Source organism: Lentzea jiangxiensis, assembly GCF_900104175.1.
GTDB lineage: Bacteria > Actinomycetota > Actinomycetes > Mycobacteriales > Pseudonocardiaceae > Lentzea > Lentzea jiangxiensis.
Map to the genome: position 1 here is coordinate 1 of NZ_FNIX01000045.1, position 16,139 is coordinate 16,139.

Here is a 16,139-nt window from a genome sequence, read left to right on the forward strand (position 1 = left end):
CGCCACCAGTCGCCTTCGCGCTTCATCTCGTGGTCGACGCCGCCGACCCTCACCTGTACCGACTCGGGCGTCGGCGCCCAGACGGAGAAGCTCACAGATCCCCCCGCACCAGCAGTGCCACCGGATAGGTGTCGAGCAACGACGCCAGGTCCTCCGTCGCCGGACGCCCGGTCAGCGCGTCCGTCCACCTGCCGGCCGGCAGCGGCAGAACCGTTCCCTGCCAGCCCTTGCGCTCCAGGCCGACGGGCAGCCTGGTCGCCACCGTGATCACGCCGGACCGCTCGAACGCCAGCACGTGCTCGACGGCCGCGCCTTCGGCCTGCAACGGCCGGTAGCCGCGCAGGCCGCGCTTGCGCACCTGCAACGCCTTCTGCACGACGAGGAGCTTGGCCGCGCCCGAGTCGTCGACCTCCGGAAGCCAGCCGGACTCGATGCGGTCGAGCAGCTGGCGGCGCACCTCGTAGTCGACCGGACGGCGGTTGTCCGGGTCGACCAGCGAGAAGTCCCACAGCTCCGTGCCCTGGTAGACGTCCGGCACGCCCGGCGCCGTGAGCTGGACCAGCTTCTGCCCCAGCGAGTTCGACCAGCCGGGCACCTTGATCCGCTCGGCGAAGGCGGCGACCTCCGGCGAGTTCAGGGCCTTGGCGGGCCACGCGGCCACCTCGGCGTCGAACTCGGCGTCCCGGTCGACCCACGACGTCCTGATCTTCGCTTCCCGCGATGCCTTCTCCAGGTACTGGCCCAGGCGGTCCTCGGTGAGCGGCCACGCGCCGACGACCGACTGCCACGCCAGGCGGTTCAGCGTCGGCTCGGAGAGGCCGAACCTGCCGGTCATCGCGGTCTCGAACGCCAGGTACTCGTCCGGGACCTCGGCCAGCACCGCGAGCCTGGCCCGCACGTCCTCCGAACGCTTGGTGTCGTGCGTCGACAGCGCGGTCATCGCGGCCGGCTCGGCGGACTCGCGCCGGGCCGCCCGCTGGTGGAACTCGTCGACCGACATCCCGAAGCGGTCGGGGGAACCGCCGACCTCGTTGAGCGCGACGAAGTTGGTGTACCGGTAGAACGCGGTGTCCTCGGTGCCCTTCGCGACGACCATCCCGGAGGTCTGCTGGATCCTCGTCGCCAGCTCGCCGTGCGGGTCGGCGCGGACCTGTTCGTCGAGCGCCCGCACAGCGGGCGACTTGCTCAGCCTGACCGCGGTGTCCCAGTACCGCCGGCCCTCCGGCAGGTACGACCGGTACACCGGGAAGTTGACCATGACCTCGGCGACGGCCTGGCAGGCGTCCTCGAACTCGACGCCCTGCACGAGCCGCGCGATCCTGCGCACCTCCGCCACCAGGATCGAGTCCGCGACCTGCTGCCGCGAGGCGTGCTCGACATCGTGGAAGTCGCCCGAGAACGAGTCGGTCAGCGCGATGAAGACCCCGCAGACCTCGCGCAGCGCGTCGTAGCCCGTGGTGCCGTCGACGGGCCAGCTCTGCGGCAACGCCTCGTCCGGCCCGAGGATCTTCTCGACGACCAGCCAGCCGTCGAAGTGCTCGCGCAGCCGCCGGAAGTAGCCGCCGGGGTCGGCGAGGCCGTCCGGGTGGTCGATGCGCAGCCCCGTGACACCCCACGACAGCACCTCGCGGTGGGTCGCCTCGAACACCTCGGGGTCCTCGACCCGGATGGCCGCGAGCTCGGTGATGTCGAAGAAGCGGCGGTAGTTGAGCTCGGTGTTGCCGCGCCGCCAGTTCGCCTTGAGGTAGTGCTCGTGGACCTCGTCCTCGGCGTCCTCCGCGAGCACCGGCAGCAGCACCTTGCCCGACGACCAGTCGATGTCGAAGTACCGCGCGTAGCGCGAGGCCTGCCCGTGCTCGAGGACGTCCTCCCACCACGGGTTCGGCACGACCATGTGGTTCGGCACGATGTCGACCACCAGGCCGAGCCCGTGCGACTTCAGCTCGTCCTGCAGCGCCGCGCGCCCGGCGTCGCCGCCGAGCTCGGGCCTCGCCCTGGTCGGGTCGACGACGTCGTAGCCGTGCGTCGACCCCTCCCGCGCGTCGAGCATCGGTGAGCCGTAGAGGGCGCCGACGCCGAGGCGGGCCAGGTAGTCCGCGACGCCGGCGGCGTCGGCGAACGTGAAGGACGGGGTGAACTGGATCCGGTACGTGGAAGACGGCGCGCCCATCAGCCCACCCTCTGCAGCACGACGAGCGAGCGCGCCGTGAGGTTCAGCGTGCCGGACGCGGCGATCGGCTTCTCGCCGTTGCCGACCATCCCGGTCGCCGTGTCGACCACGACCCTCCACTCGGGGCCGTACTCGGCCTCGGGCAGCGTCACCTCGATGTCCTCGTAGTGCGCGTTGAACGCCATCAAGAACGAGTCGTCGACCACCCGCATGCCGCGCGAGTCGAGGTCGGGGATGCCCTCGCCGTTGAAGAAGACGACGATGCACTTGCCGAAGTCGTCCTCCCAGTTCTGCTCGGTCATCTCCTCGCCCGACGGCGTGAACCACGCGATGTCGCGCAGCTCGTCGCCCTTGCGGATGGGCCTGCCCGCGAAGAAGCGTCGGCGACGGAACACCGGGTGCGCCTTGCGGAACGCCGTGATCGCCGAGGTGAACTCCACCAGCTCGGAGTTGGCCTCGAGCAGCGACCAGTCGACCCAGGAGACCTCGTTGTCCTGGCAGTACGCGTTGTTGTTGCCGTGCTGCGTGCGGCCGAACTCGTCGCCGTTCACGATCATCGGCACGCCCTGCGCGAGCAGCATCGTCGCCATCAGGTTGCGCCGCTGCCGCTGCCGCAGCTCGAGGACCTCCGGGTCGTCCGTCGGGCCCTCGACGCCGCAGTTCCAGGACCGGTTGTGGCTCTCGCCGTCCTGGTTGTCCTCGCCGTTGGCCTCGTTGTGCTTCTCGTTGTACGACACCAGGTCGTTCATCGTGAAGCCGTCGTGCGCCGTGACGAAGTTGATCGACGCGTAGGGGCGGCGGCCGTCGTCCTGGTAGAGGTCGGACGAGCCGGTGATGCGCGAGGCGAACTCGCCGAGCGTGGCGGGCTCACCGCGCCAGAAGTCGCGGACGGTGTCGCGGAACTTGCCGTTCCACTCCGTCCACAGTGGAGGGAAGTTGCCGACCTGGTAGCCACCGGGACCGACGTCCCACGGCTCCGCGATCAGCTTGACCTGCGACACCACCGGGTCCTGCTGCACGACCTCGAAGAACGTCGCCAGCCTGTCCACGTCGTAGAACTCGCGGGCCAGCGTGGCGGCGAGGTCGAACCGGAAGCCGTCGACGTGCATCTCGGTGACCCAGTACCGCAGCGAGTCCATGATCAGCTGCAGCGTGTGCGGCGTGCGCACGTTCAGCGAGTTCCCGGTGCCCGTGTAGTCCATGTAGAACTTCGGGTCGTCCTCGACCAGGCGGTAGTACGCCTCGTTGTCGATGCCGCGCATGGACAACGTCGGGCCGAGGTGGTTGCCCTCGGCCGTGTGGTTGTAGACGACGTCGAGGATGACCTCGATGTTCGCCTGGTGCAGGGCGCGGACCATGCCCTTGAACTCCTGCACCTGGTTGAGCGGCATCGCCGCGTAGGCGTCGTGCGGAGCGAAGAACCCGATCGTATTGTAGCCCCAGTAGTTGCTGAGACGCCGCTCGATCAGGGTGTGGTCGCTGACGAACTGGTGCACCGGCATCAGCTCGACGGCGGTGACCCCGAGCTTCTTCAGGTGGTCGATCATCACCGGGTGCGCGAGGCCCGCGTAGGTGCCCCGCAGGCGCGGCGGGATCTCCGGGTGGTCGATGGTGAGGCCGCGGACGTGCGCCTCGTAGATGACGCTCTCGTTGTACGGCGTCCGGGGCTGCCTGTCGTTCGACCAGTCGAAGAACGGGTTCACCACGACCGACTTCGGCACGTGCGGCGCCGAGTCGGCGTCGTTGCGCTCGTCGGGCGAGCCGAACTTGTACCCGTACAGCGCCTCGTCCCACGTGATACCGCCGGAGATCGCCTTGGCGTACGGGTCGATCAGGAGCTTGTTGGGGTTGCACCGCAGGCCCCTCGCGGGGTCGTGCGGGCCGTGCACGCGGTAGCCGTACCGCTGCCCGGGGCCGACGCCCAGCAGGTAGCCGTGGTGGACGAAGCCGTCCACCTCCGGGAGCCTCACACGTGTCTCGGTGCCGTCCTCGTCGAAGAGGCAGAGCTCGACGTACTCCGCGACCTCGGAGAAAAGGGCGAAATTGGTGCCCACGCCGTCGTATCCGGCGCCAAGCGGGTAGGGCCTTCCAGGCCAGGGTCGCACGATGCTCCTCGTCACAAACTGCGGCTGCTGACAGACCTTATCCGGGGCGGTGAGGTGCTTGCACCCACGCCGATTCCGGGGGTCCGGGTCCTCTGCTGGTCCGGTGTTCCGGTGGGGTTCACCGGGCCTGGTGGTGCTGTTCGGGTGTTGCTCCCCGGCGGCTGGGCGCTGCTCCCGCCGGCCCTGGGTGTGCACGTCCGGGCACCCGGACGTGCGGCGGTGAGCCGGCTTTCGCCGGGCCGCGGGCAGGGCGGGACTTCAATGACGGGAGCGAGCGGTCGGCCACGTCCAGATGACTACCCAGCCGGGACGCTTCGTACTCGTACGGGTGACGAAACTCCGGGAGGTTTCCCGGGCGCGGGGCGGCCCCGTCCCGCGCACCCACCGCTCGGGAGGCGGACCGGCAGGTCGACGCCCGCGCGAGGGTGGTCGCGGACCGCGCGGCACCGCCGGGCGCGGACGGGGTCCGCGCCGGTGCCGGGTCCGGTGCGCGCCGGTAGGCCTGGTGGACGACCACACTCCGAACCCTACGAGCGGGCACCGACGTCGCCGGCCCGCCACAGGAGGGTCCTCACAGGAGTGGGAGCGCTTTGTCCGATCGGGTGATCGTCACCGTCAGGCGACTACCGGGCGCAGTCACACTCCTTCGTGCGCCAGCACCAGTTGGCCGCGGGCGGCGGTCAGAAGGGTGCGGGCTTCCTGGATCTCCACGTACTTCAGGTGTTCACAAGCAGCTTCCGCACAAGCCAGCGCGTGCTGCAGGGCGACGTTGTCCTCGACGGGACCGGCGTCCCGCAGTGCGTCGCGCAGCGACTCCTCCGCGCGCCGTGCCCCGACCACCGGGTCGCCGAGCGCGGTCGGTCGCACCGAGGCGAGGACCTGCTCGACGGCCAGTTCGAGCACGCCGGTCGATGTCCGCGTGCCCACGGCTGAGCTCATCTGGTACGCCACCTCCAAAACGTTCGTCGTCCGCCGTCGGGTGACGGCCCTACAGTACTCCGCAGGTGTGTGACCTGCCGTTACGCGAAAGTGTCATCTTGCGCGGTTGCGGAGGGGCCTGGTGATCTCCCGGACGCGCGGGAAGAACTCGTCCAGGGGCACCGGGAGCGGGATCCTCCAGTTGGGGTGCTCGTCGATCGTGCCCGGCACGTTCGGCTGCCGGGTTTCCCGCAGAGCGTCCTGAGGTGAAGTCAGGACCAACGCGCAGGGTGCCTGCGCGAGCAGCTCGTGGGCGCCCTCGACCCTGTCCGCGGCCTTCACGCCTTCCTGGCGCATCAGCTCGTCGAAGTCCGGACCGTCCTCGCCCGCGAAGAACGTCGCCGCGGTCGGGAGGTCGTGAGTGGAGATGCTGGCCATCTGGTTCGGGTTCCACTGCGACGGCGGGATCAGGGGATGCCCCTCCGCGTAGTAGTCGCGCTGGAAGTAGAGGACGGCGCTCGTGAGCATGCCGTTCTCCTGCAACGTCTTCGTGACGACGGGCTCGACCGTGCCGAGGTCCTCGCCGACGACGACCGCACCGGCCCGGTAGGCCTCGAGCGCGAGCACGCCGAGCATCGCGTCGGCGTCGTAGTAGACGTACGTGCCGCGCGACGGCGGCTCGCCCGGCGGAATCCACCAGAGCCGCCAGAGCCCGGCGACGTGGTCGATGCGGATGCCGTCCGCGTGCTGCAGGACGCTGCGCAGCACCTGCCGGAACGGCCGGTAGCCGGTCTCGGCGAGCCGGTCCGGGCGCCACGGCGGCAGCCCCCAGCCCTGGCCGTCCGCGCTGAACGCGTCGGGCGGCGCCCCGACCGTCACGTCGATGGCGAACGCGTCCGGGTCGGCGAAGGTGTCCGCGCCGCCGGGGGCGACGCCCACCGGGAGGTCGTGGATGACGCCGACGGCCATGCCCGCCTCGTGCGCGGCCAGCCGCACGTCCTGCAGTTGCCGGGTGCACAGGTGCTGGACCCAGGCGTAGAACGCCACCCGTTCGGGTGACGGTTCTTCGCGGTCGTGCGGCCACTCGCGCCAGTCCGCGCCGTGGACCTCGGCGAGCGCGCAGTAGGTCGCGAACTTCTCCAGATCGGCGTCCATCTCGACGTCGCCGCCGGGGAAGAGCAGCTCGAGGGCCTGCTTCTTGGCGTCCCAGATCGCGTCGTAGTCGATCAGGTCCTGGTTCGGCGGCCGCAGGTCCCGGACGAGCTGCCGGGTGCGCGGGCAGGCCTGCAGGAACTCGGCCGTCTCGGTCACGCGCAGGTAGAGCGGGTTCGCGAACCGACGGGTCGCGGGTGAGTAGGGCGAGCGCTCGACCGGGTGGGTCGGGCTCGGCGCCTGCACGGGGTTGACCAGCACGACGCCGGCGTCGAGCTCGAGGCTGCTGCGGCGGGCGATCGTGGCGAGGTCGGCGAAGTCGCCCATCCCCCACGAGTCCTTCGAACGGGCGGCGTAGAGCTGCAGCATCCAGCCCCAGGTGTGCGGCACCTCCGGCAACGTCCTGGGCGCGACGGCGAGCGTGACGGTCTGCTCGGCGGTGACGACGCGGTGCCACCCGAGCGGCAGGCTGTCCGGCAGGTGCCGCTCGACAGCGAGCGACGTGCCGTCCTCCAGCTCGATCGTCGCGGGGCCGTGGAGGTCGTACGTCTCGTACTCGCGGACGACGATCGTCGGCGGCAGCTTGCGCTCGGCACGACGCCGGTCCACGCGAGCCAGCTCGCGGGCGACGGAGTCCTCAGTGGACGCGTCCACGCCGAACTGCGCCAAGACCTTGACGACGACCTCGGTGTCGACGACGACCTCTTGCTGGTCCGCATTTTCGTACCGAGTGGCGACGCCCCAAGCGTCCGCCAGCCGCGCCAACTGCTCCACGAGTACAACCTATGTCACAGCTCGACGTGCATTACCAGAGCAAATGGTCCCTGGTCACCCGATGGGTGCAGGCCGGTCGGGAGGCACACCCCCGGCGCATCCGCTCAGACATCCGATGCTTCGCGGGGCACAGCGACGACCGCCTCGACCTCGACGAGGAAGTCGGGCCCGAACAACGCCGCGACCTGAACCAACGTGCTGGCCGGGTTGTGCACGTCGCCCAGCGCGGGACGCAGGATCTCGTCACGAACGTCTCGAATGGTCTGAACCTCCGAGGCGTCGAGCACGAACCACGTGAACTTCACGACATCCGACCAGTCAGCTCCAAACCTGGAGATGACGTGATGAAGATTGCTCAGCGCCTGCCGCGTCTGAGCGGCCAGGTCGTCCACCCCGACCACGCAGCCCGCGGCGTCGACGGACACCTGCCCGGAGACGAACGCGAGCTTGCCGGAGACCGTCACGGCATGGGCGTAGCCGGGGGTCGCGGGGAGCTCGGGCACGTCGGTGAGGCGCTCTTCGGCGGGCATGCCGCCACCCTACGGTCCCCACCGGCGCGAGCGTCCCGGAACGCGAACGGCCGGGCTCGCCGGCACGCTGCACGAGCGGCTCGACCCCGGCGGAGGGCCCCTTCAGCCCACCGGCCCGCTGGAGTTGCGCACCACCAGCCGCACCGGGCGCTCGGCCGGCTCGACCTCCCCGCCCCTGATCAGCGTGAACAGGTCCGCGACCGCCCGCTCCCCCTGCTCTTCCGCCGCCCCCTCGACGGCGGTCAGCCCGACCACGCGGGTGAGCTCCTGCCCGTCCAGCGACACGATCGACACCTCGTCCGGCACCGCGCGCCCGTCGCGCTGCATGCGCAGGAAGATCCCCACCGCCGCGGCGCCGTTCGAGCTGATGACCGCCGTGGGCAGGCGTTCGCCGTCGAGCAGCACGTCGGCCACCTGCTCACCGCCGTCGACGGTCGGCGAGCACCACACCGTCCACTCCGGACGGACGGTGAGCCCGGCGGCGAGCAGGATCTCGTCGTAGGTCTCGTCGACGCCGTCGGACAGGACCAGGGCGACGTCGCGGTGCCCGAGGGTCACGAGGTGCGCGACGGCGGTCCGCAGCGCGTGCCGCAGGTCCGCGTCGTCGACCGCGACGTGCGGGACCTCCAGCGACTCCAGCGCGGCCTGTTCGGCGGCGGACAGCGACATCGACAGCAGCAGCACGCCGTCCACGCGGCGGCCCAGCGGCAGCTCGTCGAAGAACTTCGCGCGGGCGGCGGTGTCGCCGAGGACGTAGAGCAGCACGTCGTACCCGGCCTGCCGCAGCGCTCCCTCCGCGCCCGCGAGCACCGGGCTGACCTCGGACGTGAGCACCGCGATCGCGTACCGGCGCCCACCGGCCAGGGACGAGGCGTCCCGCGCGATGGCGTACCTCATCTGCCTCGCGACCTCGCTCACGTGCTGCCTGGTCGCCTCGGACACGCCCGGTTCGCCCCGCAGGGCGCGCGATACGGTCGCAGCGGACACCCCTGCGGCCTTGGCCACGTCGGACATGCTGGTCACGGCCCGAGCGTATTGGAGATCCATGAGGCCCGGCGACGTCGCCCCCGACTTCTCCCTGCCCGACCAGGACGGCACCGAGCGCAAGCTCTCCGCGCTGCTGGAGGACGGCCCGGTCGTGCTGTTCTTCTACCCCGCCGCCATGACCACCGGCTGCACGGCGCAGAGCTGCCACTTCCGCGACCTCGCCGCCGAGTTCGCGGAAGTGGGCGCCCAGCGCGTCGGGATCTCGCGCGACGACGTGGCGACGCAGAAGAAGTTCGCCGAGCTCAACGGCTTCGACTACCCGCTGCTCGCCGACGTGGACGGCGAGGTCGCGCAGCGGTTCGGCGTCAAGCGCCGGTTCGGGCCGATGCCGGTCAAGCGGCACACGTTCGTCATCGGCACGGACCGCGTGGTCCTCGAGGTGGTCAAGAGCGAGTTCTCGATGAACGCCCACGCCGACAAGGCGCTGGCGGTGCTCAGGAGTCGGTGATCGTCAGGACGCCGTAGGGCCCGGACGCGCTGCCCGTCCGGACCACCACTCCGTCGACGGTGTACCCGCCGTGCACCTCGGCGCCGTCCGGGCCCGCGACCACGACGAGCATCAGCACCCACGGCCACCCGGGTGACCGTGACACCTCGTGCAGCGGTGGCGCGACGCCCGTACTCCGCGGGTGTGTTCGACATGGGACCCCTCTCCCACAAGGTCGATCATGCGCCGTCCGCCGCTACCGCAGGCCCGCCAGCACGAAGTCGGCGATCTCCGCGGCGAGCTGACCGGGCGTTTTGGGCCCGTCCGGCCGGTACCACACGGGCAACTGGTTCACGACGCCGAGCGCGATCCGCACGACCGTGTCCGCGGGGACGGCCGAGCTGAACTCGTCTTCCGCCTGCCCCTTCTCCACGACCGCGAGGAACGTCTCGTGGTAGCGGCGGCGTTCGGCGCGGAAGTCGGCCATCCGCTCCTCGCCGAGCCGCGGCATCTCCCGGACGAACACCGCGGTCTCGTCCACCCGCCCGGCGGTCGAGACGACGAGCGACACGAGGATCTCGCGCACCGTCTCGGCCGCGGGCAGGCCGAGACCGATGATCCGGTCCATGTCGGCGGACTGGGCCGTGATCAGCAGCCGGTAGATCTCGAAGAGCAGGTCGTCCTTCGAGCGGAAGTAGTGGTAGAGCGCGCCCTTGGTGATCCCGGCGGCGTTGACGATCTCCTGCACCGACGTCGCGTCGTAGCCCTGCGACGCGAACAGGCGCACGGCCGCGTCGATGATCTTCTGCTCGGTCGCGCTGGGCACCGCTACCCCTTCGGCGCCAGCGCGCGCACCTGCTCGACCTGGTCGCCGCCGGTCGGGAGCAGCGCGATGATCGGGGTGTCGACGCCGGCCGTCTGGTACGCGGCGACGCGGGAGCGGCACTCGTCGACCGAGCCGTGCACGACCAGCGCGTCCACGACCTCGTCCGGGATGGCCTTGGACGCGGCCTTGCGGTCGCCCGCCGCCCACGCCTCGTGCATCGGGCGCAGCGCCTCGCCGCGGCCCAGCCAGTCGTGGAACGCCGCGTAGGCGGGCACGGTCAGGTAGGTGCTGATGAGCATGCGCCCGAGCGCCCGCGCGGCGTCGGCGTCCTCGGTCGGGCAGACGAAGATCCGGGCGGCGAGTTCGGCCTCGCCCAGCTCCGCGCGCACCTTCGCGACGTCGGTGGCGGCGAGCCAGTTGGTGATCGCGCCGTCGGCCTCGCGACCGGCGAGGCGCAGCATGTTCGGGCGCAGCGCGGCGAGCATGATCGGGACCTTCTCGGCCGGCGGGCGCTCCAGCTTGAAGCCCTTCACCGAGAACGTGTCGTAGTCGGCGCTGACCTTCTCCCCCGCCAGCGCGGCCTTGAGGAAGCGCAGGGTGTCGCGGGTGCGCTTGAACGGCTCCTCGAACGGGATCGCGTTCCAGCGCTGCACGATCGCAGGCGACGACGAGCCGATGCCCAGCACGAACCGCCCGCCGGTCACCTCGGCGAGCGTCGCGGCGGTCATCGCCAGTGTCGCGGGGCCGCGCGTGTAGACCGGGGCGATCGCCGGGCCGAAGCGCAGCTCGGAGGACCACTGCGCGGCCAGCGCGAGCGGCGTGAACGCGTCGGTGCCGCTCGTCTCGGCCGACCACACGTCCGTGTAGCCGAGGCCGGCGAGCTCGGACACCAGCGCGCGGTGCTCCAGCACCGGCACGCCGATCAGCGGCAGCGTGATTCCCCAACGAGCCATGAACGTCACCAGCCCAAGCTTCTAGGAGTGTCTCTGACTTCGAGACCACCCTACCGACCGGTCGGTATGCCCACAACCGCGCGGCGGCCTACCTCTTCCTGGCCATCGTCAGGCCGTCCGCGATGGGCACCAGCACCGACTCCACCCGCGGGTCCCGGCGCACGAACCGGTTGAACGCGTCGATCGCGGCCGCGTTGCCCTCGGGCTGCTCCGCCGCGGCGTCGCCGTAGTAGAGCGTGTTGTCCGCGAGCAGCAGTCCGCCCTGCCGCACGCGCGGCACCAGCAGGTCCCAGTAGTGCACGTACCCGACCTTGTCCGCGTCGATGAACACCAGGTCGATGACCGGCTCCTCCGGCAGCTCCGCCAGCGTCTGGGCGGCCGCGCCGAGCCGGAGGTCGATCCGGTCGCGCACGCCCGCCGCCTGCCACGCCTCCTCCGCGATCGTCGTCCACTCGACCGAGAGGTCGCACGTGATGACCCTGCCGTGCGGTGGGAGCGCCTGCGCGAACGCCAGCGTGGAGTACCCGGTGTAGGTGCCGACCTCGACCACGGTCTGCGCGCCGGTGAGCTTGACCAGCAGGGACAGCAGGACCGCCTGCTCGTGCGGGACCTGCATCTCCGCCGAGTCGCCGAGCTCGGCGGTGCGGGCGATCAGCTTCTCCTGCACCGCGCTCGGCTGACCTGCCTGTTCGCGCACGTACCGGTAGATCTGCGGTGTCATGACCACGGCCTTGAAGTCGTTCACGCGCGGCCTACTCTCATAGTCGGGAGACGAAAGTCCTGAGCTTGCTCCCGAGTGTGGCTCCGCACCCGGGCCCGAGCGGGTGGTTTGCCAGGTCGTGACCGATAGCGGACAGGACTGCGGCGCGGTGCGCGCGGTAGCGGCTCACGCAGACGTTCTCCCGGCTCACGAGGAAGAACTCGTCGAACCGGGCGCGCTCGGCGTCGGTGGTGGCCACGCGCGCACGGCCCGACTCGCGCAGCAGCGAATGGCCGTCGGGCACGAGTTTGCGCATGACCTCCTGGTGCACCAACAGGTTCGCCTTGCTCGCGGAGGTGAGCGGTGCGGCCGCCACGGGCCCCAGCGCGGTGCGCGCCCGGCGCAGCAGGCCGGGCAGTGGTTCGTGGTCACGCGCCCACCGCCCGCTGAACGCCGGGTCGAACGCCACCATCATCGGCCTGATGACGTCCTCGTACACCTCACGGGAACAGCTGCCCGAATAGGCGAGCATCGCCGAGTACGCGTCGTATCCAAGCGCAGTGAGGCGCACCAGCTCCGAATCAGGCTCGCGTATCAGCCGATCGAGTGAAGCCGAAAGAAACCTCCAGACCAGGAAAGCGCCGTGGTGGCCGAGGAACCACCGGTGCACCGCGCGGTCGACGGGGTCCTCCGGCGTGGTGATCGCGATGGGCAGCTGGTAGCAGCCGTTCGCGCACGGGATCAGCTCCTCCCCCGGCATCGGCAGGCGCAGCACGGGCAGGTCGACCCAGGTGTGACCCCACGTGGGCAGGCAGACAGGAGCACTCATCGCGCACCCTCCACTTCGGACGCAACGGTGTCGAGGAGATCGGCGACCCTGCCGAGCGCCGTGTCGAGCGGCCGGTCCTCCACGATCGGCGGCACCTCGTCCGCGATCCGGTCGAGGACCTCGGCGAGCCGCGGTGCCTGCGGACGGCGCGCCCCGACGTGCACCGCCTGGCGCAGCGCGACCGCGAGGCCGGCGTGCAGGTGGCGCAGCAGCCGCGTCTGGTCGAGCGCGGTGAACGCGGCCTGGGTGCCGAAGGGGACGACGTCCTGGTTGTGCAGGTTCGTGGGCAGGCTCTGCACCGAGGCGGGTGTGGCGGCGCGGCGCATCGCGGCCACCGTCGCCGTCGCGGAGATCTGCACGCCCTGCAGCGCGTGGTGCTGACCGGGCAGCGGGCTGAGCATCGGTGGCAACCCGCCGGTGCGCCGGGGATCCACCAGGAGGTCGAGCTGGCGCTCGGCCAGGTTGCCCAGCTGCGCCAGCGCGACGGTGAGCTGGTCGGCCGCGAAGGCGCTGGGCTGGCCGAAGAAGTTGCCGCCGTGCACCACCTCGCCGGTCTCCGGGAAGAACAGCGGGTTGTCGCTCACGCCGTTGAGGTCGCGGCGCACCACCTCGTCCGCGTGCCGCACGCTCGTGGCGGCCGCGCCGATCAGCTGTGGCGTGCACCGGATGCTGTAGGCCTCCTGCAGCGGGCGCTCACCGGACGGCGTGCTGCCCTCGAGCCACGTCCTGATCGCCGCACCGGTGTCCGCCACGTCGGGGTGCCCGAACGCGGCCAGCAGCCGCACCGACGTGAACTCCGTGCCGCAGCCCAGGACGTCGGTCATCAAGGCCGACAGCAGCTCCGCCGTGCGGCGCGCGCGAACCGCCTGCGCCACAGCGAGTCCGAGTGCCGCGGCGGTCACCGAGATGCCGTTCACCAGGGCCAGCGCGTCCCGGCCGTCGAGGGTCAGCTCCTCCAGGCCCGCGCGGGCAAGCGCTTCTCCCGCCGGGAGCAGCTGATCCCGGAAGAACGCGTTCCCGTTGCCGCGCAAAGCATGCGCCACGTAGGCGAGCGGCTGGAGGTCGCCGCTCGCGCCGACGGAGCCCAGCCGTGGCACCGCGGGGGCGAACTCGGTGTCCAGCATGGCGGTCAGCGAGTCCACGACCCGCTCGGACACGCCGGACCGCCCCTGTGCCAACGAGAACAGGCGGGCGAGGACCGCCGCTCTGGTGACCGCCGGCGGCAGCAGCTCACCGTGCCCGACTATGTGGTGCAAGATGGTGTTGTCGCTCTGGCCGGCACCGTCCGCGCGACCCTCGAACTCGACGAGCGGACCGAAACCCGTTGTGACGCCGTAGACAGCGCGACCGGACCCGCTGACCTCGAGCACGAACTCGCGGCAGCGCGCCACCCGCTCGCGCACGTCGCCGGGAAGTTCGACGTGCAGCGGAGAACGGGCGAGTTCCAGGTGCGCGGGTTCGAGTGCCGAGGCCAGGTTCACCGCAGCAGGGGATGTTCCGACAGGCACGACGCCTCCTGAGGACTGTGGGGAGCCACTCGCGACGATCCCCGTTGACCAGTCGGCGAGGAAGGGCCTTACGTAGGTAAGCGAGGGGCAATTCTCAACTGTGCCGCGGCGCGTTCACACCGCCACCGAGGCGCGCGAACGCTTCGCGCACGGTTCGGGCCGAATGATCACCGGACTGCTCCACCGGGGTGAACCGCCGTGCGCGCCGCGAGACGTTGACCACGGCGCCGGGTCCGCCGCCGCCGATCGGCCGAACCCCTTGCACCTCAGGCACTTCACCGATCCGCTTCCTTCAGCGTTCTGCGGAGGACCTTGCCCGACACTGACCTCGGTATCTCTCGCACGAAGACAATTTGGCGCACCTTCTTGTAAGGCGCCACCTCAGCGGCCACGAACGCCATGAGCTCCTCCGCCGTGACGTCGCCTTCCGTCACCACGAAGGCCTTGGGCACCTCACCGTTGACCCGATCGGGCGCACCGACGACGGCGGCGTCCCGCACGGCGGGATGTCGGCGCAGCAACGCTTCCAGCTCGGCCGGCGCCACCTGGTAGCCCTTGTACTTGATCATTTCCTTGATGCGGTCGACTACGTGGAAGCGCCCCTCGTGCACCCGCACCAGGTCTCCGGTGCGCAGCCAGCCGTCCGCGAACGCCTGCCTGGTGGCCTCCTCGTCACCGACGTAGCCGTCCATGACCTGGGGACCGCGCAGGAGCATCTCTCCCTCGGGCGCGTCGGTCGTGGTGCCCGGCTCGACGACGCGCGCCTGCGTTCCGGGGCAGAGCACCCCGATGCTCGTGGGGTCGGATGCCACGTCGTCGTCGAAGGTCTGGTGCGTGCCACCGGCTTCGGTGAGCCCGTAGCCCTGCCGCACGGGCGCGCGGAGCTTGCGCTCGGCCTCCCGGCGGACGGCGTCGTCGAGCGGGGCGGCACCGCAGAGGACGTGGTGGAGGCACAGGTCCGGCACCGGCCCGGCGTGGTCCGCGATGGCGGCGGCGAGCGGGGGCACCAGGTAGGCCCGCGTGACGCGGTGGTCAGCCAGGCGCCGCAGGTAGGTGGCGGCGTCGCCGCGGGGCATCGTCACGAGCGTGGCGCCGCCGAGGAGGCCGGAGTTGAGGATGATCGTGAAGCCGTAGACGTGGAAGAACGGCAGGTTCGCGGCGAGGACGTCGGTCTCGCCGATGTGCCAGCCGGGGCGGTGCTGCTCCAGGTTCGCGACGACCGCGCGATGGCTCAGCCCGACGGCTTTGGCGACTCCGGTGGTGCCGCTGGAGAACAGGACGACGGCACGCGCGCGCGGATTTCCCGGCGGCAGGGAATCGTTGCCGCCCAAGGGGAGGTCGTCGAGGTCGAGCGTCCGGCTGACGTTCGCGAGCTTGTTCAGCCGCGCGATCTCGCGCGGTGTGAGCATCGGGTTGATCAGCGCGGCCGTCGCACCCGCCGCCATGACCGCGTGCAGCCCGACGGCGAACCGCGGCCGGTTCGGGCTCGTGATCGCGACCGTGTCACCGGGCCGGATCCCGGTTCGCACAAGGCCTCGTGCCACCGCCTCGACCTGCTCGGCCAGTTCGGCGTACGTGAGCGACTCGTCCGTGACGGCGTCGACGAGCGCGATCTTGTCGTTGTGGCGAGCGCGGTGCAGGACGTGTTCGGGGACCGTGCGCTCGGGAACGGCCACCGCCGGCAGGGGGCTGCGGTAGATCACAGGCTCGGCTCCGGGTTCCACGTCGCCGGGCCTGCTGCCCGGCGACGTGGCCGGAGACTATCCGCACTTTTCGCGGCCGTGCGGGTGAATCAGCTCAGATGCTCACGCCACGCGCGGCGAGCCAGCCCACGGGGTTGACCTTCTGGCCACCCTGGACCCACACCTCGAAGTGCAGGTGCGGCCCGGTCGACTGACCGCGGTTGCCGATCGTCGCGATCTGCTGCCCGGCTTTGACCTTCGCACCCTGCGCGACGTCGATGGTGTTCATGTGCCCGTAGACGGTGATGGTGCCGTCCTCGTGCTGAACGCGAACCCACAGCCCGAACCCGGACGCGGGCCCGGCCTCGATCACCGTGCCGTCCATGACGGAGACGATCGGCGTGCCGATCGCGTTCGCGATGTCGATGCCGTTGTGGCTCGTGCCCCAGCGGGCACCGAACCCGGACGTGAACGACCCCTGCGCCGGCCTGACGCACTGGGGCCGCTTCGCCTCTGCC

Annotated in this window: 15 protein-coding genes; 1 reads left to right on the forward strand and 14 read right to left on the reverse strand. The window is 70.9% G+C overall.

What is annotated here, in order from left to right:
• Positions 1-91: 91 nt before the first annotated feature.
• The 6 genes from treY to BLQ91_RS39665 form a co-directional block, all read right to left on the reverse strand.
• Complete coding sequence (gene treY, locus BLQ91_RS39640; RefSeq protein ID WP_090105717.1) at positions 92-2,170, reverse strand: malto-oligosyltrehalose synthase; 2,079 nt, start codon at positions 2,168-2,170, stop codon at positions 92-94.
• On the reverse strand, positions 2,170-4,275 hold the full coding sequence (glgX, locus tag BLQ91_RS39645) for a glycogen debranching protein GlgX (RefSeq protein WP_090105719.1): 2,106 nt from the start codon (positions 4,273-4,275) through the stop codon (positions 2,170-2,172). Before glgX ends, treY begins: the two co-directional genes overlap by 1 nt.
• A gap of 636 nt (positions 4,276-4,911) precedes the next feature.
• Positions 4,912-5,214, reverse strand: coding sequence for a hypothetical protein (locus BLQ91_RS39650; protein ID WP_090105741.1), 303 nt, complete (start codon positions 5,212-5,214; stop codon positions 4,912-4,914).
• 93 nt (positions 5,215-5,307) lie between these two features.
• The gene (locus tag BLQ91_RS39655; protein ID WP_090105721.1) at positions 5,308-7,119 is read right to left on the reverse strand and encodes a 4-alpha-glucanotransferase; all 1,812 of its coding nucleotides are present in this window, start codon (positions 7,117-7,119) and stop codon (positions 5,308-5,310) included.
• Positions 7,120-7,223: 104 nt separating this feature from the next.
• On the reverse strand, positions 7,224-7,649 hold the full coding sequence (locus tag BLQ91_RS39660) for a RidA family protein (RefSeq protein ID WP_090105723.1): 426 nt from the start codon (positions 7,647-7,649) through the stop codon (positions 7,224-7,226).
• 102 nt (positions 7,650-7,751) lie between these two features.
• On the reverse strand, positions 7,752-8,663 hold the full coding sequence (locus BLQ91_RS39665) for a LacI family DNA-binding transcriptional regulator (RefSeq protein WP_090105725.1): 912 nt from the start codon (positions 8,661-8,663) through the stop codon (positions 7,752-7,754).
• A 31-nt stretch (positions 8,664-8,694) separates the two neighbouring features.
• On the opposite strand from BLQ91_RS39665, the gene BLQ91_RS39670 reads away from it, so the two are divergent.
• On the forward strand, positions 8,695-9,144 hold the full coding sequence (locus BLQ91_RS39670; protein WP_090105727.1) for a peroxiredoxin: 450 nt from the start codon (positions 8,695-8,697) through the stop codon (positions 9,142-9,144).
• Here the strand turns inward: BLQ91_RS39670 and BLQ91_RS43540 are convergent.
• The 8 genes from BLQ91_RS43540 to BLQ91_RS39710 form a co-directional block, all read right to left on the reverse strand.
• Positions 9,131-9,262 carry a hypothetical protein gene (locus tag BLQ91_RS43540; protein ID WP_281199942.1) on the reverse strand — a complete coding sequence of 44 codons (132 nt, stop codon included), beginning with the start codon at positions 9,260-9,262 and terminating at the stop codon, positions 9,131-9,133. The two genes, BLQ91_RS39670 and BLQ91_RS43540, sit on opposite strands and share 14 nt — an antisense overlap.
• A gap of 117 nt (positions 9,263-9,379) precedes the next feature.
• Positions 9,380-9,949 carry a TetR/AcrR family transcriptional regulator gene (locus BLQ91_RS39675; RefSeq protein WP_090105729.1) on the reverse strand — a complete coding sequence of 190 codons (570 nt, stop codon included), beginning with the start codon at positions 9,947-9,949 and terminating at the stop codon, positions 9,380-9,382.
• A gap of 2 nt (positions 9,950-9,951) precedes the next feature.
• Entirely contained in the window at positions 9,952-10,902 is a 951-nt protein-coding gene (locus BLQ91_RS39680) for an LLM class F420-dependent oxidoreductase (protein WP_090105743.1), read from the reverse strand.
• Between the two features lie 88 nt (positions 10,903-10,990).
• Entirely contained in the window at positions 10,991-11,647 is a 657-nt protein-coding gene (locus tag BLQ91_RS39685; protein ID WP_245734328.1) for an O-methyltransferase, read from the reverse strand.
• A gap of 13 nt (positions 11,648-11,660) precedes the next feature.
• Positions 11,661-12,431 carry an L-tyrosine 3-hydroxylase gene (locus tag BLQ91_RS39690; protein ID WP_143023111.1) on the reverse strand — a complete coding sequence of 257 codons (771 nt, stop codon included), beginning with the start codon at positions 12,429-12,431 and terminating at the stop codon, positions 11,661-11,663.
• Entirely contained in the window at positions 12,428-13,939 is a 1,512-nt protein-coding gene (locus tag BLQ91_RS39695; RefSeq protein WP_090105733.1) for an HAL/PAL/TAL family ammonia-lyase, read from the reverse strand. Before BLQ91_RS39695 ends, BLQ91_RS39690 begins: the two co-directional genes overlap by 4 nt.
• 275 nt (positions 13,940-14,214) lie before the next feature.
• On the reverse strand, positions 14,215-15,642 hold the full coding sequence (locus BLQ91_RS39705; RefSeq protein WP_090105738.1) for an AMP-binding protein: 1,428 nt from the start codon (positions 15,640-15,642) through the stop codon (positions 14,215-14,217).
• Between the two features lie 94 nt (positions 15,643-15,736).
• Positions 15,737-16,139: M23 family metallopeptidase (locus tag BLQ91_RS39710; RefSeq protein WP_143023112.1), on the reverse strand; the 403-nt coding region annotated here is incomplete at its 5' end.